Origin of the sequence: Pedobacter sp. Leaf250 (assembly GCF_920984735.1) — a bacterium.
In the GTDB taxonomy this organism is placed as follows: domain Bacteria; phylum Bacteroidota; class Bacteroidia; order Sphingobacteriales; family Sphingobacteriaceae; genus Pedobacter.
In genome coordinates this window covers 26,255-47,578 of the sequence record NZ_CAKLBU010000013.1, presented here as the reverse complement: position 1 = coordinate 47,578, position 21,324 = coordinate 26,255, and the positions used below count along the sequence as shown (strand labels likewise).

Annotated in this window: 22 protein-coding genes; 8 read left to right on the top strand and 14 right to left on the bottom strand. The window is 37.6% G+C overall.

Features of this window, described 5'->3' with window-relative positions:
* Window positions 1-2: 2 nt before the first annotated feature.
* The 3 genes from LUA91_RS13000 to dcd form a co-directional block, all read right to left on the bottom strand.
* Window positions 3-764, bottom strand: a complete 762-nt coding sequence (locus LUA91_RS13000; RefSeq protein ID WP_231426485.1) for an enoyl-CoA hydratase/isomerase family protein — start codon at window positions 762-764, stop codon at window positions 3-5.
* An 86-nt stretch (window positions 765-850) separates the two neighbouring features.
* Window positions 851-3,541, bottom strand: coding sequence for a carboxypeptidase-like regulatory domain-containing protein (locus LUA91_RS12995; protein ID WP_231426484.1), 2,691 nt, complete (start codon window positions 3,539-3,541; stop codon window positions 851-853).
* An 81-nt stretch (window positions 3,542-3,622) separates the two neighbouring features.
* On the bottom strand, window positions 3,623-4,159 hold the full coding sequence (dcd, locus tag LUA91_RS12990; RefSeq protein ID WP_231426483.1) for a dCTP deaminase: 537 nt from the start codon (window positions 4,157-4,159) through the stop codon (window positions 3,623-3,625).
* A gap of 71 nt (window positions 4,160-4,230) precedes the next feature.
* On the opposite strand from dcd, the gene LUA91_RS12985 reads away from it, so the two are divergent.
* From LUA91_RS12985 to LUA91_RS20780, 5 genes are all read left to right on the top strand, one after another.
* Window positions 4,231-4,878: a 4'-phosphopantetheinyl transferase superfamily protein gene (locus LUA91_RS12985; RefSeq protein WP_231426482.1), complete on the top strand. Its 648-nt coding sequence runs from the start codon at window positions 4,231-4,233 to the stop codon at window positions 4,876-4,878.
* Between the two features lie 18 nt (window positions 4,879-4,896).
* Window positions 4,897-5,616 (top strand): lipoyl(octanoyl) transferase LipB, encoded by a 720-nt coding sequence (lipB, locus tag LUA91_RS12980; RefSeq protein ID WP_231426481.1) that lies wholly within the window; start codon window positions 4,897-4,899, stop codon window positions 5,614-5,616.
* Window positions 5,617-5,666: 50 nt separating this feature from the next.
* Entirely contained in the window at window positions 5,667-6,389 is a 723-nt protein-coding gene (locus LUA91_RS12975; protein WP_231426480.1) for an SGNH/GDSL hydrolase family protein, read from the top strand.
* Between the two features lie 86 nt (window positions 6,390-6,475).
* Entirely contained in the window at window positions 6,476-6,994 is a 519-nt protein-coding gene (locus tag LUA91_RS12970) for a DUF5684 domain-containing protein (RefSeq protein ID WP_231426479.1), read from the top strand.
* Between the two features lie 9 nt (window positions 6,995-7,003).
* A complete protein-coding gene (locus LUA91_RS20780; protein WP_370633635.1) occupies window positions 7,004-7,333 on the top strand; it encodes a DUF2752 domain-containing protein in 330 nt (109 codons plus the stop codon).
* Between the two features lies 1 nt (window position 7,334).
* Here LUA91_RS20780 and LUA91_RS12965 read toward each other — a convergent pair whose 3' ends face one another.
* The gene (locus LUA91_RS12965; RefSeq protein WP_231426478.1) at window positions 7,335-8,078 is read right to left on the bottom strand and encodes an RDD family protein; all 744 of its coding nucleotides are present in this window, start codon (window positions 8,076-8,078) and stop codon (window positions 7,335-7,337) included.
* A 154-nt stretch (window positions 8,079-8,232) separates the two neighbouring features.
* Here LUA91_RS12965 and LUA91_RS12960 point away from each other — a divergent pair, with 154 nt between their 5' ends.
* The 3 genes from LUA91_RS12960 to rlmN all read left to right on the top strand — a co-directional run bounded on the left by LUA91_RS12960 (window position 8,233) and on the right by rlmN (window position 10,999).
* Complete coding sequence (locus LUA91_RS12960) at window positions 8,233-8,793, top strand: DinB family protein (RefSeq protein ID WP_231426477.1); 561 nt, start codon at window positions 8,233-8,235, stop codon at window positions 8,791-8,793.
* A gap of 88 nt (window positions 8,794-8,881) precedes the next feature.
* Complete coding sequence (gene rluF / locus LUA91_RS12955; protein WP_231426476.1) at window positions 8,882-9,856, top strand: 23S rRNA pseudouridine(2604) synthase RluF; 975 nt, start codon at window positions 8,882-8,884, stop codon at window positions 9,854-9,856.
* Between the two features lie 87 nt (window positions 9,857-9,943).
* A complete protein-coding gene (rlmN, locus tag LUA91_RS12950) occupies window positions 9,944-10,999 on the top strand; it encodes a 23S rRNA (adenine(2503)-C(2))-methyltransferase RlmN (protein ID WP_231426475.1) in 1,056 nt (351 codons plus the stop codon).
* Here the strand turns inward: rlmN and LUA91_RS12945 are convergent.
* From LUA91_RS12945 to LUA91_RS12900, 10 genes are all read right to left on the bottom strand, one after another.
* Window positions 10,992-12,299, bottom strand: a complete 1,308-nt coding sequence (locus LUA91_RS12945) for a leucine-rich repeat-containing protein kinase family protein (RefSeq protein WP_231426474.1) — start codon at window positions 12,297-12,299, stop codon at window positions 10,992-10,994. The two genes, rlmN and LUA91_RS12945, sit on opposite strands and share 8 nt — an antisense overlap.
* A gap of 190 nt (window positions 12,300-12,489) precedes the next feature.
* A complete protein-coding gene (locus LUA91_RS12940) occupies window positions 12,490-13,467 on the bottom strand; it encodes a relaxase/mobilization nuclease domain-containing protein (RefSeq protein ID WP_231426473.1) in 978 nt (325 codons plus the stop codon).
* A gap of 10 nt (window positions 13,468-13,477) precedes the next feature.
* Entirely contained in the window at window positions 13,478-13,837 is a 360-nt protein-coding gene (locus tag LUA91_RS12935; protein ID WP_231426472.1) for a hypothetical protein, read from the bottom strand.
* 810 nt (window positions 13,838-14,647) lie between these two features.
* On the bottom strand, window positions 14,648-15,472 hold the full coding sequence (locus tag LUA91_RS12930; protein WP_231426471.1) for a hypothetical protein: 825 nt from the start codon (window positions 15,470-15,472) through the stop codon (window positions 14,648-14,650).
* A 13-nt stretch (window positions 15,473-15,485) separates the two neighbouring features.
* A complete protein-coding gene (locus tag LUA91_RS12925) occupies window positions 15,486-16,268 on the bottom strand; it encodes a DUF4099 domain-containing protein (RefSeq protein WP_231426470.1) in 783 nt (260 codons plus the stop codon).
* Entirely contained in the window at window positions 16,269-17,456 is a 1,188-nt protein-coding gene (locus LUA91_RS12920) for an ArdC family protein (RefSeq protein ID WP_231426469.1), read from the bottom strand.
* Window positions 17,446-18,087 (bottom strand): M23 family metallopeptidase, encoded by a 642-nt coding sequence (locus LUA91_RS12915; protein ID WP_231426468.1) that lies wholly within the window; start codon window positions 18,085-18,087, stop codon window positions 17,446-17,448. The genes LUA91_RS12920 and LUA91_RS12915 overlap by 11 nt, the downstream gene beginning before the upstream one ends.
* Window positions 18,084-18,500 carry a hypothetical protein gene (locus LUA91_RS12910; RefSeq protein WP_231426467.1) on the bottom strand — a complete coding sequence of 139 codons (417 nt, stop codon included), beginning with the start codon at window positions 18,498-18,500 and terminating at the stop codon, window positions 18,084-18,086. The genes LUA91_RS12915 and LUA91_RS12910 overlap by 4 nt, the downstream gene beginning before the upstream one ends.
* A gap of 10 nt (window positions 18,501-18,510) precedes the next feature.
* On the bottom strand, window positions 18,511-20,487 hold the full coding sequence (locus LUA91_RS12905) for a type IV secretory system conjugative DNA transfer family protein (RefSeq protein ID WP_231426466.1): 1,977 nt from the start codon (window positions 20,485-20,487) through the stop codon (window positions 18,511-18,513).
* A 12-nt stretch (window positions 20,488-20,499) separates the two neighbouring features.
* On the bottom strand, window positions 20,500-21,324 hold the full coding sequence (locus tag LUA91_RS12900; RefSeq protein ID WP_231426465.1) for a DUF4138 domain-containing protein: 825 nt from the start codon (window positions 21,322-21,324) through the stop codon (window positions 20,500-20,502).

The window sequence follows — 21,324 nt, the reverse complement described above, 5'->3', positions numbered from 1 at the left end:
CATCACTTTCTTTGAAGGCTTTCGATAATTGTTTTTAAAATATGGCGGGTGGTAGGCGACCACCATTGAGTGAGCATTTTTTCTAATGCTTCCGATTGATCTGCGGTTACCGCCCCAATTAACTCTTCGCGAATATTTAATTTACTTTGCGACCAGGTATTGCTTTCCAGTTCCATAAATTTCTTGATCTTTCTTTCTGCAGCAGTAAGCAAGCTTTCGTTTTTCACCAATTCATCAACCAAACCAACTTTAAGCGCCTCTTCAGGATTATATAGTTTTCCCGTTAACAAACTACGTGTTGCTTCCGCCTTACCAAGCCAAAAAGCATACATTTGAAAAATACTATTTGGAACAATAATACCTACTGGTACTTCATTTAAACCGATAATATATTGGCCTTCGGCCATTACCCGATAATCGCAAGCAAGTGCCATTACGCAACCGCCCGCAGGACTATGACCGCTAATGGCTGCTACCATAGGTTTTTTAAAAGAAACCAGGTTTGCGGTGAAATCTAAAAATAATTTCCAGAAGGATTTAACTTCTTCTTCATTGTAATTATAAAGCTCAACCAAATCTAAACCAGCGGAGAAGAATGGTGCGTTACCAGTTAAAATTACACCACCAACATTATCATCGGCCGAAATATTTTTAAGCATATCATCAAGTTCGGTTATTAATTCGCCATTTAATGCGTTTGATTTACCTCTGCTCAACGTAATTGTGGCCAACCTATCTTTTACACTTACTTTTATTGTATTCATGTTAAGTTTTCAAAATGTAAATATTGAAATATTATGCAAACATTATTAACTATGCTTGCATAATATTCAAATCTATTTATTTTTCTCTATTTCACATCATAAGTGTAAACTTTTCTGGCTAAATGCCCAAAAGCATCAATACCTTCAATCACTACTCGATATTGCCCCGGTTCGTCGGCATTGTAATATTCAAATTTTCCTTTGCCATCATTTTCAGCAACCACTTGTGGATTCCAATAAATGGTTGTTCTTAAATCTGCCCTATTATTGTTTGTAGCCGCATCGTATTTTGGAGAATAAAATTCTCTTGAAACCGAAAAACCTTTCGGACTTAACGTAACCACTCCAGGAGCATATCGATTATAATTTGCTGTTCCACCGCCACGTTTAGTAGTTATAACAATTACGCCACCGCCGCCTTGAGAACCATAAATAGCAGTATTGCCAATGCTTTTCAATAACTCGATCGATTCCACGTCAGAAGGAACAATATTATCCAAGAAATCGGCTTCTACCCGCATCCCATCTAAAATGATCGACATAGGACTATCCTGACTACGCATCAAATAGGGAATATTCCCCCTAAATATTACGCCAGGCAAACGCCCTTGTAAACATTGCGACAATGTTATACAGGTGGAAAGATCATCAGCAGTCATAATAAAATCTGCCCTTCCAGCACCATTTAAATTGGCCGAATTTTTAGCAGGATTTCTTTTCTCTGTAATGGTAACTTCCTCTAACTTTATGGTTCTTTCCAATAAGCCTAACCTGGTCATCTCGTTAAAATAATTATCGCTTTCTTTGATGTATTTCATTAAAGAATTGTTCACATTAACCTCAACGTCGCCTGTGTTTTTATTTTTGGTTACCACTTGGTTTGGTACAACATCTAAGTTAATGTCAACAAATTTACGTTCCGATTTTGTTCTTGCCTGAACTACAAATTTGGTGCTATCAGGAAAATTTAAATTATCGAATACAAATCTTCCGTCGGCATTAGTTACCGTATCGACAATAAAAAACGTACCCTTAGATGCCATAATCATTACCTTACCACCTGGAACTGGTTTGCCACCTTTGGTAACCGTCCCACTAATGCTAAGTGAGTTTTCTGGAGTGTAAGTAATGGCCGGTCCGGTTCCTGCCGCTACATTTCGCCACAAGAATCTGCTCCAGCCGTGCGTCAGCATTAAATTATCCAACTCTTTCATTGTTTTAGCATCATCATTTAAAAAGTAATGATTTGGCTTTTCAATGTATCCAGTTAAATCAGAAGTTAATAAAAGCGAAGTAAGAATATTCGTCTCATTATCTTCATCGGGGGCAACTTTTGTAGCGTTGGTAACTGCAACAGAGTACACGCTTAACACAGGTTTATTCTGATTGCTGGCATCAAAACTAAAAGTAGATTTTCCCCTTTTGGCCGTTGATACAGCCGAAGTATTTAATTTAAGATCTATTAAATCCACCTTGTGGTTTACAAAAATTAACCTTTCGGCTATTGGTTGGTTTGTGGTAGAAAACAAAGTGAATTGTACCACGCCGATTGGTAAATTTTTCTTCGGAATATTGGCAACCAAAACCTGTTTATCCATTTTGGCTTTTGAAACATAAAAAACATTACCGGCCTGCTGTGCTACAACCTTTAACTCACTACCGTTGATTAAACTTTCGCTAGCCATAATTTTTACCGTAACCTTTGCCGTGTCAGAATTTGTAATTGCCATGGTATAACCTGCTTTTTGAGCTGTAGGTAGTTTCAAATCTTTGCCACTACCGTCTTTGAATTTTACTTTGGCAGTATAATTTTTTCCTGGTTGAGCATTAAAAACAAAATTCCCCATACCCAAGTAGGTGGTTTCAAAAGATGTAATTTTAACACCCGCTTCATCAACAATTACTCCTTTAATATTTTCTCCATTGCCGCTTGCATTGATAGCTTTTATGGCAATTTTTTGAGGAAGATTCTCGATCATTGAGCCTCCTTCTGGTAAAAACTGAACATCAACATCATTAGACGTAGAGGTTATAGGAATGGTTTTTACCACTTTTTGCTTGTTCTCTAATGTTAAGGTGGCAACAATTCTTCCTGATTTATTTGCCAACATTTGATTACTTGTAAAATTGATTACGGCATCACCAGAAAGATTTGTTTTGGCTTTCCCTTTTGCAACAGACCTATAATCAAGCTGTACGTCATAGCTCACTTCACTTTCTTTATAAGCAATCCCATTTTTATCTTCAAAATGAATGGTTGCTTCAACCTTGTTTACATTATTCTCTTTCGTAAAGGTGTAATCTGTTTTGGTAAATACTTTGTTTGCCCAACTGTTTCCAATTTTTATCGTTTTATCAAAGAAAAATTCTGTTCCAAAATTTCGCATGTAGTTGGTATAGGCTCTAATCCGATAATTCCCTTCTCCCAACGAATCTGTCAGCTTAAAATCACCCCAGGTTATACCACTAATTAGTGGTAATTTGACTAGTTTTTTTACTGAATCCTTCTCATTAATTAACTCTACATACAAAATTTTGCTTAATTGAGATGGCGCAGTTGTTTTGGCATTAATTACATAACCTTTAAACCAAATATCATCGCCAATGGCGTAGTAAGGTTTATCTAAATGCAGGTATACTTTCTCTTGCTGGTATTTATTGGTATAATCATCCAGCTTTTTTAGTAGTGACGTAAATGGGTCATCGTCAATCTTAAAAGCAGTAAAACCAATAAGCAGTGCGAGAAAACTGATTGCGAGAGTAATTTTGAGTTTCATTTGTGGATTTGGTGTAAAAAAATATGCCTCAAGGTACAAAACCCGAGGCATATTTTTATGAAGGTAACGTGAATATTAACTCTAAAATTTATTCTTCCACATCATGCTTTCTACGGGCTTTGTAGTTTTGTTATTATACTTTGCGTTACCCTTTGTATTGTACATGGTTTCGATGTTTCCCTCTACCACGAAATAAATTAGTTGCCCAATAGGCATACCAGCATAAATTTTTACAGGCTGGGCAACAGATATTTCCAATGTCCAGGTATTACAAAAACCTACATCGCCTTTACCTGCAGTAGCATGAATATCTATACCTAAACGTCCGGTGCTGCTCTTTCCTTCTAGAAAAGGAACATGACCATGGGTTTCTGTATATTCAAGCGTTACACCAAGGTATAGTGTGCCTGGGTGCAAAATATAACCATCTTTTGGAATCTCAAAATGTTCAATTTCATTGTGTTGCTTAGCATCTAATACGCGGCTTTTGTAGGTAGCCAAGTATTTGCCCAAATGTACATCGTAAGAATTTGTGCCTAAACATTCTCTTTTAAAAGGCTCAATAATGATTGTTCCCTTATCAATTTCTTCTAATATCCTTTTATCAGATAATATCATTTTTATGCGTATTTTTGGCCTAAATTATCAATTAATTAAGATAGTTTTGCATGCTAATCTCAATTTTATAAATGCCAATAATTTATAATAAAAATGTTGATGAGCATTCAGTTCTTGCAATCTGGAAAATTGAGGAAACTGAAGCTGAAATGTTGGCTGGTCTTCAGCTTAAGCAACATGAACTCGATATTATCTCATCGCTAAACAATGGTAAAAGGTTATTGCATTGGTTAAGTACGAGACTTCTTCTGCGCACCATGCTTAATACGAAAGAATATATCGATTGCCAATTTGATGAAGACGGAAAACCTTACTTAACCAATTTTGATTATCAAATTTCACTCAGCCATTCTTATGATTATGCAGCTGTTATGATTAGCAAGAAACATGCTGTTGGTGTTGATATTGAATTGATTAAGCATAAAATAAAAAGTATAAGGCATAAGTTTTTGAGCGACGTTGAGCTTGCGCAAAAACAAATTGGAGATAATATAGACGGACTTTATGTAGCCTGGTGTGCTAAAGAGGCCATATACAAATGGCATGGAAAGAAAGGTTTGGAATTTAAGCGCGACATCCATATCAAACCGTTCAAGCTTAAAAATGAAGGAAATTTAAACGCTCTTGTAGCGCTTCCTTCTGGAACAAAGGAATTAACAGTGAACTATTTTAGGACAAAAGATGGTTACATGTTAGGCTATGTTGTGCATTCCGCTTAAAATATTACTAAATAACAGATGGTTGATAAACATACAAATGCTCCGTTGGTGCCTACACAATTTATTGATTGGGGCTTAACAGATTACCAGCAAGCTTGGGATAAGCAGGAAGAATTGCTGAATAAAACTGTTGCCTTAAAAACCCAGAATAGAGTTAACGAAACCAATTTACCAACACCAAACTATCTTATTTTTAACGAACATCCACATGTTTACACTTTGGGAAAAAGTGGGCATCCTGAAAACTTATTGCTGGATGAACAAGGTTTAAAGGATAAAGATGCTACTTATTATAAAATTAATCGGGGTGGAGATATTACTTACCACGGACCAGGCCAAATTGTGGGTTACCCAATTTTAGATCTGGATAATTTTTTCACTGATATACACCTATATCTTCGAACACTTGAAGAAGCTGTTATTTTAACATTGAAAGATTATGGAATTGAATCTGGCCGTTACCCTGGTTATACAGGCGTTTGGTTAGATCCAGATAATGAAAACGCCAGAAAAATTTGTGCCATGGGGGTTCGTTGCAGCCGTTGGGTTACCATGCATGGCTTTGCATTTAATGTAAATGTTGATCTTGATTATTTTAAAAACATTGTTCCCTGCGGCATTGATGATAAAGCTGTAACTTCTCTTCAAAAGGAACTTGGATACCAATTGGATATGAATGAAGTGAAAGTGAGATTAAAAAATCATATTGCTCAACTCTTTAAAATGGAACTGATCTAGCATCCTTAAGAACTTAAAACTTTTAATCTTTCATTTCCGTAAATTGGATTATGAAAGTTTTAATGAGCGCCATTTTATTTTCTTTCTTAACTTCGGCTTGCAGTAAGGAAAGAAATATGTCTGAAATTGATCAACCCACCCCCACTCCAACCCCTATTTCTGGCCAAACTAAAACATATTTGGCCTTGGGAGATTCTTACACCATCGGCGAATCGGTGAAACAAGCAGAATCATTTCCTTATCAATTGAAAAATTTGCTAATAAATGAAGGCTTAAATTTAGCTAATCCAAAAATAATCGCCACAACAGGCTGGACAACCAGCGAACTGCAAAATGCAATTGTTCAGGCTAAGCTTACCCAAAAATTTGATTTCGTTACCTTACTGATTGGGGTAAATAACCAATATCGAGGTAATTCGATCGAAACCTATAGAAAGGAGTTTTCAGAATTGTTACAAACTGCTATTTCATTTGCCAATGGCGATAAAGCAAAAGTTTTTGTGGTATCTATTCCAGATTGGGGCGTAACTCCGTTTGGTAAAAACTCTGGTAAAAACATTCAAACGATTGCTACAGAAATCGATAATTTTAATGCAGTAAATGAACAGATCACACTTGCAGCAGGTGTAAGCTATAGCAATATTACGCCTGCATCAAGAAAAGCAATCACCGATTTATCCTTAATTGCAAACGATGGACTTCACCCAAGTGCAAAGATGTATACCGAATGGGCAAATGCTTTACTTCCTAAAATAAGCACAGTATTAAAATAAATGAAGGGTTATTTATTCTATTTTTAAATTTAAAATTTTACTTTAGTTTAGCTATTTAAATTAAAACCCTTAAAAAAACATTTATTATGGATGAGTACGAAGTAAGCGGAGCAGCCGCAGGAATCGGTGCAGGTATGATAATTTTTTATTTAGCAATAATCGTTGTTATGATTATTGGGATGTGGAAAGTTTTCGAGAAGGCCGGTAAACCAGGTTGGGCAGCAATTATTCCAATTTATAATCTTATCATTCTGCTAGAAATTGTGGGCAAGCCAATGATTTGGATATTGTGGTTGATTATTCCTTGTGTTAACATTGTATTTATGGTTTGGCTTTACAATTTGGTAAGCAAAAGCTTTGGTAAATCAGAAGGTTTTACAGTTGGTATGGTAATCTTCCCCTACATTTTCTGGCCGATTTTAGGTTTTGGTGATGCAAAATATTTAGGCCCATCAGCTGCTGAAGCACAGAATGGTGGTTTTGGAAATAATCCATTCAACAATGCTAACAATCCATTTAATAATCCGAATAATCCTTTCGGCAATCAAAATAAAACATTTGGAGATCAAAATAACCCGAACGACAATCCTCCTCCGGTAGTTTAACCCTAACAAATGACTTTAACATTTATATTTTGCAGCTTAATCAACATGTTTGATTGGCTGCAAAATCATTTAATACCATGTCCATTTAAAGCATTAACCGGAATCAATTGCCCAGGATGCGGTTTCCAAAGATCCCTAATAGCTCTTTTACAAGGCAACATATCAAAAAGCTGGACACTCTATCCATCAACAATACCACTTATTATTCTCTTCCTAATTGTGGGTGTATTGTATAGTTTCCCAATCAAAAACAAAGACTTTATAATAAAAATACTAATTATTATTGTGGGTAACTTTGTTATGGTTTCATATTTAATAAAGATGATTCACCATCATTAAATTAGGTAGAAAGTCCCGATGTGATATAATTATAATCCTTCAGTACTGTCTCTAAAAACTGTAACTCATTCATTCCTGCAGGTATGGTTACAAAAATATGTTCTTTAGTTTTTGCAGCCATCGCATAAATTAAGCTCGCATTTCCAGTTTGATAATAACCTGTAAGCACTTCGTGAATAAGCTCAACATCTCTGTCGTTTAAGTGCAATACCTCTTTAAAAAGTGGTTGATATTCATCTGCAAGGCTAAAATTAAACGCAACATGGTTAAGCTGGGTACGAGGCGTAGTCTTTATCAACGTTGTTTTGGCAAGTAAATCTCCAAGCCTTTGATGGTTTTGGGTAATAGCAACAGATACCAATGCGATTACACCCCAACCCAATGGGAAACCAAAATCAATCATCCTAAATAACCACCTAATCAGGTACTGACCGAAAGTAGGCTGCGTACCATCCAGATTGATTACTTTTATCTTCATCACTCGTTTACCAAACGATTGCCCATTCATGGTGAGTTCGCAAACCAAATCATAAAATGCAAATATGATGAGGTAAATGATTAGAATCACCACTCCCAATGTTCCTGAAACGCTTATTGATCCGATAATGAACAAAATCCAGGCAACAATAAAAAGTATTGCGAAGCCTGCCAAATCAATGCAGCGAGCAGCTATACGTTCACCCAAACCTGCAATTTCATATTCAATATCAATATTTTGAGCAGTGTTAATTCTGATACTATCCATTTTTCAAACATAATTTTTTTTAGGGATAATCGAACCATTTACACGCTTATATTTAAACAAGAAAATAAATGTATAATTTTTTAAATAAAAATATACACTGCCATAGGGTTGTCACTCCGGCGTACTTTCTTTGTTTCAGCAAATCGAAAAAACCATGAGTATAGCAGATTTATTATTGATGGACCTCAACACAATAGAGAAAACAAAACGACAAAATATGGATATTATTAAATTATTATTGAAAGAATTCGAATCAGAATTTAACACCACCAAGAAGTTTTTGGCATTGGTACCGATTGATAAATTTGATTGGGCACCACACGAAAAAAGCATGAAAATGAAATCATTGGCGAGCCACATCGCTGAACTTCCAGGCTGGATAAGTTTAGCCATCACTGCAGACGGACTGGATTTTGCAACCGCTCCTTATGAAGAGAAAAAGGTAGAAAGTAATGCAGACTTGATAAAGCTTTTAGAAGAAAGTTATGAAAGCGGGAAGAAAGAATTAGAAAATGTCGATCAGCAAATCCTAAACAATCAATGGATTTTACGAAACGGAGATCAAATTTTAGGCGATTTAACCAAATATGAAATGATCCGTATCGCCTTTAGTCAAACTACTCACCATAGAGCCCAATTGGGTGTATACTTAAGGTTACTGGATATTCCAATTCCAGGTAGTTATGGTCCAAGTGCCGACGACCAGAATTTTTAATTTCATTTAACAAAGAACACCAATTTAATCTTGGTGTTCTTTTTGCCTTATTGATTCATAACATAATTTATTTCCGTAAAATTGTAGCATGAACAATAACGCTGCAACCCGCCTAAATAAATTTATAAGTGAGAGCGGATTATGTTCCCGTCGCGAGGCTGATCGGTTTATCGAAAAGGGCAATGTTTTCATCAATGGCAAAAGAGCCAAAATTGGTGATCAGGTTTTTGCTGGTGATAAAGTGATGGTTAATGGTCATAACATTGAACCGAAAGAAGAATCGAATTTTATCCTCCTCGCCTTTAATAAACCTGTGGGTGTAACCAGCACCACCGAATCAAATGTTAAAGATAACATCGTTGACTATATCAACCATAGTGAACGCATTTTCCCTATCGGCAGATTGGATAAAGATTCATCAGGTCTAATTTTCCTCACCAATAATGGCGATATTGTTAATAAGATTTTAAGGGCTGGAAATAAGCACGAAAAGGAATATGTGGTTACTGTAAATAAACCCATAACCGAAGACTTTGTATTTGAAATGAGTAATGGCGTCCCCATTTTAGGCGTAAATACCCGTAAATGTAAAGTGCGTCAAATCAGCACATTTGTATTCAACATCATTTTAATACAGGGTTTAAATAGACAAATCCGTAGAATGTGCGAACATTTTGGCTATGAAGTAACCAAATTGGAACGCACAAGAATCATGAATATTAATCTAAAAGGTATCCCAACGGGAGAATTTAGAGACTTGAGTGAAGAGGAGATGACTGGCATTATGAAGAGTGTAGAAAAATCATCTTCAGAAGCAACTTCAAAACCAAAAAACACCAAAAAGAAAACCAACTCCTGGGAAGAAATTTTAGAGCCCAAAGAAGACCAGCCAAAAAAATCCTTCAAGGCGAACAAGCCTTTTTCAAAAATAGGTGGCACTAAAAAATCTACATCACATTCTCCATCAAAATCTGCGGGTAAAGGTGGTTCGACCAATAGAAACTCCAGACCAACAAAAGGTAAACCCTCAGGTAAATCAAATACCAAACCAAGAGGTAGATAGCCTGCTAATTGTAAAATTCTGAATCATAACCTGTTGCTTTAAGATTTGATCTTTCAGCTTAAGGGCTTTTTATTACCTTTGCAGCAAATGGTAACAGCTAAAAAAATCGATATCCGTTCATTGGATTTGCCCCAATTGCAGCAACACTTAATTGCAATGCAACAACCTGCATTCAGGGCAAAACAAATTTACCAGTGGTTATGGGAAAAATCAGCTACTCACTTTGATGAAATGAGCAATCTTTCTAAAGATTTGCGCAAAACGCTGGAAGAAGGATTTTCGATCAATGCTGTTCAGGTAAACAACTCGCAGTTCAGTAATGATCATACGATCAAGAACACTTTCCGCTTAGCTGATGGAAATATCGTTGAGGGAGTTCTAATCCCATTGGAGGATAGAATGACCGCTTGCGTAAGTTCTCAGGTGGGTTGTAGCTTAACCTGTAAATTCTGTGCAACTGGCTACATGGACCGTAAACGCAACCTCAATGCCGACGAAATTTATGATCAGGTGGTTTTGATTGACAAACAAGCCAAGCAAAACTATAATAATCCCCTAACTAATATTGTATACATGGGAATGGGTGAGCCACTTTTAAATTATGCAAATGTGCTGAAATCGATAGAGCGGATTACTGCTCCAGATGGTTTAAACATGAGCTATAAACGGATCACTGTTTCTACTGCTGGTATTGCTAAAATGATTAAAAAGTTAGGCGACGACGGTGCAAAATTCAATCTTGCCCTATCGCTTCATGCAGCTGACGATAAAAAGCGAAACGAAATTATGCCGATTAATGAGGCAAACTCATTAAAGGCTTTAGCTGATGCTTTAAAATATTATTTCGCCAAAACTAAAAACCCGGTAACTTACGAATATATTGTTTTCAATCATTTTAATGATGAGATTTCTGACGCCATGGATCTTGCAAAATTTTGCAAACACATTCCTTGTAAGGTTAACTTAATTGAATATAACCCAATATCATTCGCAGATTTCACTAACGCCGAAGGCGATAAAATAGATGCCTTTTCAAACTATTTGAAAAGTCAGGGAATCAATACAAATATTCGCCGAAGTCGTGGAAAAGATATTGATGCCGCTTGTGGTCAATTGGCTGTAAAAGAAGAAGCTGCTAACTAGCTGCTTCTAAGCAAAGTAATTTAGTTAATATTTCATTGAAACCAGGCCGTAGCTGTTGGTTTTCAGATAAGCACAAATCACGAAGTTTGCAAAGCGCATCGTAAGCAGAAATATTTGCACGGCAAAGCGAAAGCAAATCATCGAGCAGAAATCCGAAGGCCTTTACTTCAATTCGCTCCAGATAAAAAGCTAAAGCAAGATCTCGTTTATCGTACCGTGAAGCCGCACCAAAATCGCCGAATAATGTTTTCCCAGCATCATCAACTAGAACATTGTGTGCATATAAATCACCATGCATAATTCCTCTTTCATGCAAATGTGCACCTACAGAAGCCATACTAATGGCAATTTCGAACACTTGCTGATCAGTGAGTTTGAAGCCCTTTTCGAAAACATCCCTTGTACACGTATTCAAGGTTGGCGGTTTCCCCAGATTATAAAAGTGAGAAGGAATAAGTTCCATCACCAAACCCTTTTTACCCTGATCATCTAAATCTATTACAGAGTTCAATTTCACAATCGAAGGGTGATGCCCCGCAGCCAAATAAGTTTGCAACTCATCCTCCGGAAAGCCATCGCTAGTAACACTTCCTTTAAATATTTTTATGGCAACCTCATCTTGGTTAATAACATCTATACTGGTCGCTTTAAATATCGTACCGGAAGCACCTTCCCCTAATAATTGTTGAATCTGAAATTGATCAATATTTATTGTCGCAAATGACTCGACTTTAGTTTGATCTACTATATTATTACCCGAAAAAGCCAGCCATGCTAAACCTGGCATTGCAACCAACCATTCAGGCAACATATTTAAGTTATTCGCTGCAATCCGCAACAATGCAAGACTACTGCAATTTGCAAGCTCAGTAGGCAACGCTGCCAATCTATTTCCCGCTAGCATCAGCTTTTCAAGCTTCGAACACTCACCAATAGATACTGGTAAACTGGAAATCTGATTGTTAGTAAGGATTAACCAACGCAGATTAACATGAAATGCATCATTTGGGATATGCGCTATCATATTAGCCTTAAAACCAATAATTTGGAGATTATCGCATTTACCCAAAATAGATGGAAAAACCGTAAAACAATTATCTGATGCAAAAAAAACCTTCAGCTTTTTAAACTTGCTAAAATCATCTGGTAAGGTTGTTAACTTATTGGATGATAAATCAAGGTATTCTAAAGTGTCAGTAAGCTCAAAAAGCTGCCCAGGAAACGACTCGAGCCCTTCAGATATCTTTACAGTAGTGGCTCCCAAAAGTTCGCCGTTATTAAGTTGTGTTAAAGTTTGCAATATGAATTTTTTATCGAAGATAAGTTTTGTCTTGAGAACAATCACAAATTGGAAATAATATTATTCTCTACCCTTCGAAAGTGGAGATGTATGGTGTTCAATTATTAAAAAAAAATTGATCAAGCTAAGCATTTGCAATCATCTTCAAATAGATCAATCTTAAGTTAGTAAGATGGAAAGATATAGATTATCATCGCCTATAGTGAGACTTTGCTGAATACATGTCTGAAGTTAACCTATCTTCATTCGCAAGCATCAAGGACAATATCCGTGGAGAGGTGAATACATTTTTAGATAGGCGATCTACAACTATAACACTGACCAATGATTTTTTGTTAAGCTGATAGATCAGCTCTAAATTATGGTTTTTTTTAAGATATTCAGATAGTTCAGACCGGTGACCTATTACTGGATTATTTCTAATTGTCTTATTTGACTTGTAAATCGGATACCAAGTTTTATCATAGAATTCGGAATTATGTGAAATGAGTGATTCAATTTCAGATATTCTATATTTATCAAACGTATTTGTTAGCACAAACTCTTTAACAACTTCTTGCTTTAATCTGAGGAACATTTTTCCATATCTGCAAATTTTGAGCATTCCATCAGATAAGAAAGTTTTATATCCATTCTGTCGAAGCAGCAATTGAAAATCTGATAGGCACGAATATTTATATTCCATCATTCGGCTAACTTTTAGTTTAAACTCCTCTAGCGAGTCTAAGCCTAATAACTTATTCAGAGCACCTGATGCTCTGGAATAATTAAATTTATCAGAAATCTTTGATCCATCCATCCGAATAGTTGTAGAAACAATATGTATATGTCTATTTTGGGTATCCTTATGAAAGAAAATCATATAAGGCTGTTTTTCATAACCCATTTCTTGCATCCATTTCATTCCCAAAACCCCGAAATCCTCCTTGGAGAACTTATCTCCTTTTTCTGAAAATACCACATGAAGTTGATCTTTTTTACTTATAGAGTTTGCCCGTGAAACCGCGGAAAAATATTGCTCTATGTCCCGAGCACCAATAGCTAAGAATCCATTAAGTATACCAGCGTTGGCCATACTTAAGATTTCCGCTTCACCTCTATCTACTTTAATCATATTATACTTAATGGCGGGAAAACCAACTGACTTTTTTAATATTTTTACTATCATTTAAACCGGGCTATTGTTTGATCATCTGAGATAATAACTTTCTAATAAGATCTTCAAGCGCTTTCTGTGTATCTATATATTTTAACAATAGTGTATTATTCAAGCCTTGCCCTTCTCCTCTTAAGTCATCAAATCGGTTGCTCGATTTGATTGTCGAATTTATTTTTGACATCTCATTACCTATACTTACTAACTTAGATAAGACTTCAGCGGAATTGATTCCGAGAAATTGTTCATTAAGTAATCGATACCTTATCATTTCTGATTTTGTCGATCCAAGTTGATGGCAGATTTTTTTGATTTTAACATCCTCTTCTTCCGTAAAATAAGCGGCATACTGGACAATACGGTTCAATATTTTTCTTCCCATAGCAATATCAAAGGTTAATTGAGTTTTTTAACGAAATAGAAATTAATTAAAAGGTTTGTATGAATTGGATAACAAAGTATGTATAAGCCACAATCAGGCAGGTAAAAGCTACAACCATGCAAATGGCATTCTATAATTAAAGGAAATCCTCATCTTTTGATCTAAGATTTACCTAAATTTGATCAAACAAAAATCAAAAATGGAAAACTTATTTAGAATGCAGTGTTTGTAGCAATATTGGCGGGATTAATGTGAAAACCACCAAACAGATGCTGATTGTTTACCCCTTTTCGTCCAATTGCGTGTGCTTGGTCCCTTTCACTATCAGTCCTACTATATTGATCCAGATCCTGACTTGAAACACAATGGCGAAACAAGGGAAGCCAGAATTGCTGGATTTTTGAGTCCGAATAGTCAAAAAGTGCCGGAGTAAGAGAAGGGAACTGGATTAGAAGGCTTGGTGATAAAATCAAGGTAGAAGGGGCTGAACAAACCAGGATTTTCGATCTCTGAAAAGATCCCTATAAATTAGATCCTGGTTAGCTTACTATAATGTTAAATTGTTGCATCAGCCCTTATTTTCTGTAAATTGAAATAAGCAAACTATAGAATTTATGATATTGTTGAAGGCAATGGAATTATGTATAGCAGAAAAAGACAAGAAATTAATATGACATGTTTAAGCTATTTAAAATCCGGACCGCTAACCGATTTCTTCGTCGAAATTACATCAGTCAACTGCTTCCAAAGCCCAAAGTAATGCAAGAGAATATTAACGGATTGAAGGCTCATTTTTTCTTCAGCATAAATCTATCGCCTAGCGGAACGAGTTTCCCCAGACCCATGTTGATATTCCTGTTCACCGGTCATCGTACGCTCAGTCTGCTCTGAAACCGGATGAATTTTGTTGGCAACAATTAAATCCGGATGAATACTTTGCATCTGCTGATCAAAAATATTCAGCGTTTTTTGTTCCGGATCTGCCGAGATATAAACCTCTTGCCTTTTCCCGTCAATTTCCATGGGAAGGCTAATCAAATTTCCATACCGCAAAGCTTTGATAGCAGACTCCCGCAAATCAGTGTCAGTTAGTTCCAAAAAGGGAAACTTGTTGAAAGATTGCTCAAGATCGTAACCATGCTGAGGAAAGAACCATTTGATGGGATGTTCGCCCAGCTTATCAACAGCATTGAAATTAAGCTTATACCATAAGTCTATCTTTTTATATTGCTTTGACTCAGGATCATCGGTATCCAAAATCAATGTTGGCTTTTCAAAAGAAAGTCCGCAGAGAAGTTTATAAGATTGAAGCGCACTCATTCTGTTCTGCTGATCCAGCACAAAATTTTTCATGATGGGTTCAGTGGCATTATAACGCAAAAGCGAAGTTTCCATTGCATTCAGAAAGTAAACTTCACCATTTTTGGACCGGTTAAATTTTAGCTCAAAATGCATATCATCAACCTTCTTTTCTACCTGAGACCGGAATTCCGCTGGGATATACCGCTGATTGATTCCAATGGAAAAAAACTGTTCGCCTTTTAAAATAGCGCATTCGAGTGCAGCGTTAAGCTTTGTGCCAAAGCCCAAATAGTCAAGACTTTTCTGAAGGTATTCTAAATTATTTTGATTCATAACTTTTTATTGATTAATGGCGCGTTATTTTTTTTGTTCCAAGATGACGCGAATCCTCAGGGCTTAGCCCCTGCTGAATTACATTTTTAGCGCCTTGCATTTCTGCTAGTGCCTGGTTAAATGCAGTAGTATGGTGATTGAGTTGATTGGCACCGTCTCTTATGGAGCGTATGCCCCTAATCAAAAGATAGCTGATTCCTCCATCGAGTAATACGGAAAGCACTAGGACCTTCCGGTCACTCCGAATTCCTTTTGGATCTGATGCCCGGTGTTGCACCCTTGTTCCATCGGTAAGCTCAATGAGTTCGCCTCTTCTAAAAGCAGACTTTTCTTCCTCATTCAGCAGCATCCCATTGATCCGCTCAGGCGTTTGTACCTTAGCTACATCATAGCCTACAAAATCTTTTGTCTCCGGATCATATTCGATGTTGTACATGGCCCATCTCCCCTCTTCCTTGTCAATGCGTCTGCCAACAAAATCCTTTCTTCCATTGATTAAATCGTCAATTTCTCCAGCGGTAAGTAAAGGATGCTCACGTGCAGTTCTATAAATCGGATGGATCATTAAAGAGAGTTCTCCGCTATCCTCACGCCGAAGAGATAACCTGGCATCAAGCCTTTCTATTTCAAACCCTTCGCCTTTTAGCGCTCTAAGGGAAATCAAATCGGTTCGCCTTCCATTTAAAAGCGCCTGAATTTCTTCTGGCCCCAGCAATAACTGCTTGTCGTGATAAAGTCCTAAATCTTCAAACTGGGATAAGGGCAATTCTTTGATATCAAATAATGTATTCATCATTTATCTTTTATTGGTTAATGAATTATTGTTTTTCCCAAGATGTGTTGGTAGATCTAGGCTTAGACCCAGCTTTTGATCAAGAAGCGAGCGGTAAAGTGGGTCAGAATTAGCAAGCGTAAAATGAAGGCCGGAAGGCAGCTGTTCTATTCGGAGCCGTCCTTGCTTTAAATGACCTTCTACACGGTAGATGCTATCACGGTAGGAGATCTGGTCTCCGGTAGATAAAAAGTTTTTTGGTCGCTGCTCAAAAAAGGAAACCTCAAGATCCGGCGAGGCTTCGATCTCGCGTTTACGTTCAATATTCATTAAAAAATCAAATATCTTTTCCGCATCCATCGCCGCAGAATGGATTTCAAAGGGAGTATCTTCCAATATTGATACCCAGCTTTCCACGTACGCGGCATGCTGACCGGTATCATGACCAATGCCCAGCTCACTTCCTATGAACATCGAGGCAATTTCTGCTCTAAGCTCTTCTTTGCTATAAGCAATCATTCCACTATTCATTAGCGTGGCGCGGTCCAATCTGTCCGGATGCCCCGTCCAATGGGCAAGTTCATGGAGCGCGGTAGCATAATAGCCTTGCGCGTTTGCAAACTGTCCCCGCTCTGGAAGGGTAATGCTGTCATACCGAATATTATAAAAGGCGTTATCGATGTATTGATGGCTGATGTCGGCGCCACTAGCCAGAAGGAGTGATTCGGCTCTTTCAATAGGATCCCAGGTTATTTTTTTTGGAATATCATTAAATAATTCGGGCAGACCAGTAGTCTGCTCAGCATTAAATACCCATGCACTGGAAACGATGGGCTTATTCAGCTGCGTTTTTTCGATAAGTGGCTGCCCTATCTCGTCATAAATGATCTTGCCTTTATCATCTCTTAAGGATTTCTGGTGATGGGTTTTAATGAACTGTATCAAAGTCCCTTTTTCTCCCCTGTTGATTTTAGCATCTATTGCCTCTGCCTGCTTAAAGGTAAGCCACCTGGGATCTTCTCTACCGGAAAGCATTAAGTTCATCGCATTGATTCCTTTATAACGGTTTCCGCTTTGCACGTTATAGGGAAGCATTGGTAAGGGTATGCCATCACCGTTCCAGGGCTTACGCCAGGGAACTGTACCTTTTTTGAGCTGCTCGATAAGCGAATTTGCGACCTGAATGTGCAAGGGAAGGTTTTTATTTTCCATTGTTTTCCTCCTCAGATCGGGGTAACTCATCAGCTAATCCGCTGCCGTATTCTTCCGCCTGGGCGGGAGATAGCAAAAGTTTATTATGATCGTTAAGCAGCATTAATAATGCAGGCAAACTCAGCTTATCCTCTTGGATGATTTGCTTTTCTTTCATGATTGGAATGAATTGAGAATTTATTATTTTGATGATCATGGATAGAGGATCAACCGTCTTTCCTAAAAAACGCATAGCAAAATGAAGATGGGGTGCAGTACTTCTGCCGCTATTTCCTGTTATACCGATTTGATCACCTGTTTTTACAAAACAGCTATTAGCGGTAAGAACCTTTGATAAATGGCCATAAATTGTCTCTATGCTGCCATGATTGATTTTAATGAATTTGCCTAGAACATCATCTTCTCCAGATGCGATTACTTTGCCTGCCATCACTGCGAATACAGGTTCATATTTAGCCCTTAAATCAACTCCCGAATGAAGTTTGATTAGCTTTAGTATTGGATGGTACCTATATCCATAAGGGCTGGTAATACTAATTCGGGCTAAAGGAGGACTAAATTGTGCAACTGCAGAGGAGGTGATATGGAAAAGGAAAAGCAGCATAGTGCTACAGGCTATATTGCCTTTCATCTTGAGAATACTTTGGGAGGTTCAGTATTTAGCAGCTGTTTGGAGCGTTGGAAATTTGAAAGGCTATCTGTTGCGCTGTTAATAGCACTGGGATTTTTTTGTAATAAATGATAAGCTTCCAAAATTGAAGCCGGGTCTCCTCGATCTTGCAGCATATTGATTTTGAAAAGTGTTTTAAAGTCTCCAAGATTTATATCGCTAGTATTGGAAAGTAAGTAGCTGTATAAATTCGACCGATCTTTTAAAAAATGCACATTATTAACATCTACTGATTCTTGGTGAAGATTGCCAAAAGTGACATCCACTTTATTGGTATCAATGCTGATCTTGCCAATAATCCCTATGCGCGCTGCTCCATCAGGGTTCTGCTGATCAAGGACGATAATCAGCGAACCGTTTAATTCATCTTTCATTTTTTATGGGTTAACTTTTTAAAAATTTATGGGTGATGAGCTTGATCTCATTATTGATTCTTTTGAAATTATCAGAAAGCACTTGAGTTTTATTTCCATTGAAATTATAGAATACAGGAAGAGGTACATAACTAGCCTCTTCAGCTGCCACGGCTTTCAAATCAAGGTTGATTTTACAGTTAATCACTGAGGGCTCATAAGCTTTCGCATAATTATCGGACGGCTCCCTAGCTAGAATCCCCACCATTTCCCCAGTGGAAAGGGCAGCAATTTTTCCTGAAGGAATCAGATTTTCTAAACGTTCAGATAAGGAGATCGATAATTTGGATCGGTCAATGGATAAACTTTCAGATTCCTGCTTCACACGGCCAAAGAGTTTTTCAAGCCAATCCAAAGTCTCCTTACTTCTGACAGAGCCTGAAAGCACATTTCCTACCACCGCGCAGATGGTGTTGGCCACTTCCTTTCCATAATGCTGGTGGAATTGGGGAAGTTCCTGCAATCCCATTAATACAGCCACCTTATTGGATCTTGCCGTGGCAATCAAATTTTCAATCCGGTGGACAAAAATAGTCGGAAGCTCATCGAGTATCAGTGCACTGGGCAGGTTGCCCTTTGAATTGATTAATCGGGTAAGCCGGTTAAGAACAACGGAATAACAGGTAGAATTGATATTTTGAGTAGCTGGATCATTTGCGAGAACTAAAATGGAGGGATGCTTGGGGTCGCTGATTTTTAGCGAAAAATCGTCCCCGGAAAAAACCCAGAATGTCTCCAGAGTCGCCATGCGGGAGATAAAAATCTTGAGTGTTCCCACCTGTCCCTCAAGCTGGTCAAAGGCTTTAGCGCGGTAGGCGCTCATAAAGGGAGAAAGCAAAGAGGAAAGCTCATCATTGCTGGTCAGACAATCAAATATCTGCTGATAGGTGCAGTTTAAAAAAGAGAGCACATGGGGTAGTGTAGAATATTTACCGCCCTCTAGCCTGGCCAAAAAATAAATACACGCTGCTAGAAAATTAACAGCACTCTGGGTAAAAAACTGATCACTTCCCCCGGACTTATCCCCTTTCTTTAGTGCCTCAACAAGTGCTTCAGCTGTCTCTGCCGCATCTGCCAATGTCTTGATATACTCCGCTTTGAAAACATTTATACGTCGGCTCATTTCCACATGGTTCAGGTTAATGACATGAAAATTCATATCAACACCGCTTGCCCTGTTATTCAAATATCTCAGATAGGCAAGACTCGCCAAATCGGGAAACTTAAAATCGTATAAGCACAAGCAAAACTGATTATCGATTAACTGACGGATGAAAGGCATCACTACACCAAAGGATTTCCCGGAGCCCGGGGTGCCTATCAATAATGTTCCCCGAAAAATATTTTCGATATTAATGAATCCATTTCTTACCTTTTTTTTATAATAGTAAAGCATAGGAATGTTTACTGATAGTGGAATTTTACTTTTATTCTCTTCCTGCCTGAAAGATTCTCCTTCCCTGTTCCAGATATCTTTTCCGAGCTTTGAGGAAATTATTTTTGAGATATTATCAAGAGAAATGTGGAAAATTATAGTGCCACTTATCAGTAAAAGCACATAAAAAATTTCTGAATCAATTTCACTACTTATCCATATCAACGGACGGCCGGAATAAAACAATAGTCCTGAAAAAAGCAGAATCAGGGAAACTGTTAAAGGGAAAAGAATTTGCTTTTTAGCCGACAAGTCCCTGTGCTTTTTACTCAAGGTTCCAAGTGAAGTTAATAATACCAGCAACATGATAAATAACCGGCTATATAACGGCTGTTGATAGATAACTATCCGGCTTAAACTTTGGTGGAGGTTTAAAGCTATCAGAACGGTGCGAGGTGAGGTAGAGTCGAAAAGTGGAACCAGGATAAAGTAAAGGATATCCAGAAATACAGATAAATAGATACAGAACTGCATGAAGCGGTGCAGTGTCTGCAATTCAGTTCTTTCCTCCATACATTAAGGAAATTAAAAGCTATCTGCCTGCAATAGCTTTCCATAAGAAAGGGCTAAACTGACCTGCCGGGAACTGGGCTGCTTTTCGCTAACGGTAATTAACAGCTGTTTAGATGAAGAAAAAACTGCCTTGGGCAATACATAAATATTTCTGTAACGATTATCAAAATGATCAGCATCATTTAAAATAAATTTTGGGAGTAAAGCAAACTGCTGGAAGTTTGCCGAGCGGGATACTTTTTTGTCTTCAACACTGAAGCTCACTTGCTGAATCTCATAGCCAATTCGACTTTCATTTGAAAAAGTGAGATCCAAAAAAATGAGATCACCCGCGCTTGCGATCTGGTTGAGCTTTAAACCTATCCCTTGAGAATAGCCACTAAGCAAAGGTTTATTTATTCTAGCAGATAACAGTGTAAGCGCCTTTTGCTTTATCTGAGGAGTTGATAAGGAATGATCAGATGGCAAAAGTGGCACCATATCTTTGGGCAGTACTTCCAGCTCAGTCTGGTGAATCAGGGACGGTGAGTCTGCATAGACCACCCGGTACTGGGCTAAAAAATGTTCACCGGTAAGGGTCAGTATCCCGATCTCTTTATTTCCCCCAGAGGGAAGAAAACCACTGTCGAGCCGTAGACGCAACAGATTTTTCAAAGGTAAATCTCCATTTAAAAATCCCCTTGGTAAATCCACGTAACTGATTGGTTCGGGGGATCGCAGGTGAACAGATGATGATGGGCTGAGCAGGAGTACGGGAAGACTCGGTCTATTCTGTGCGTGGATATAACCGCTAAACAGTATAAGACTGGCAGGAAGAAATATTTTAAAATTTTTCAT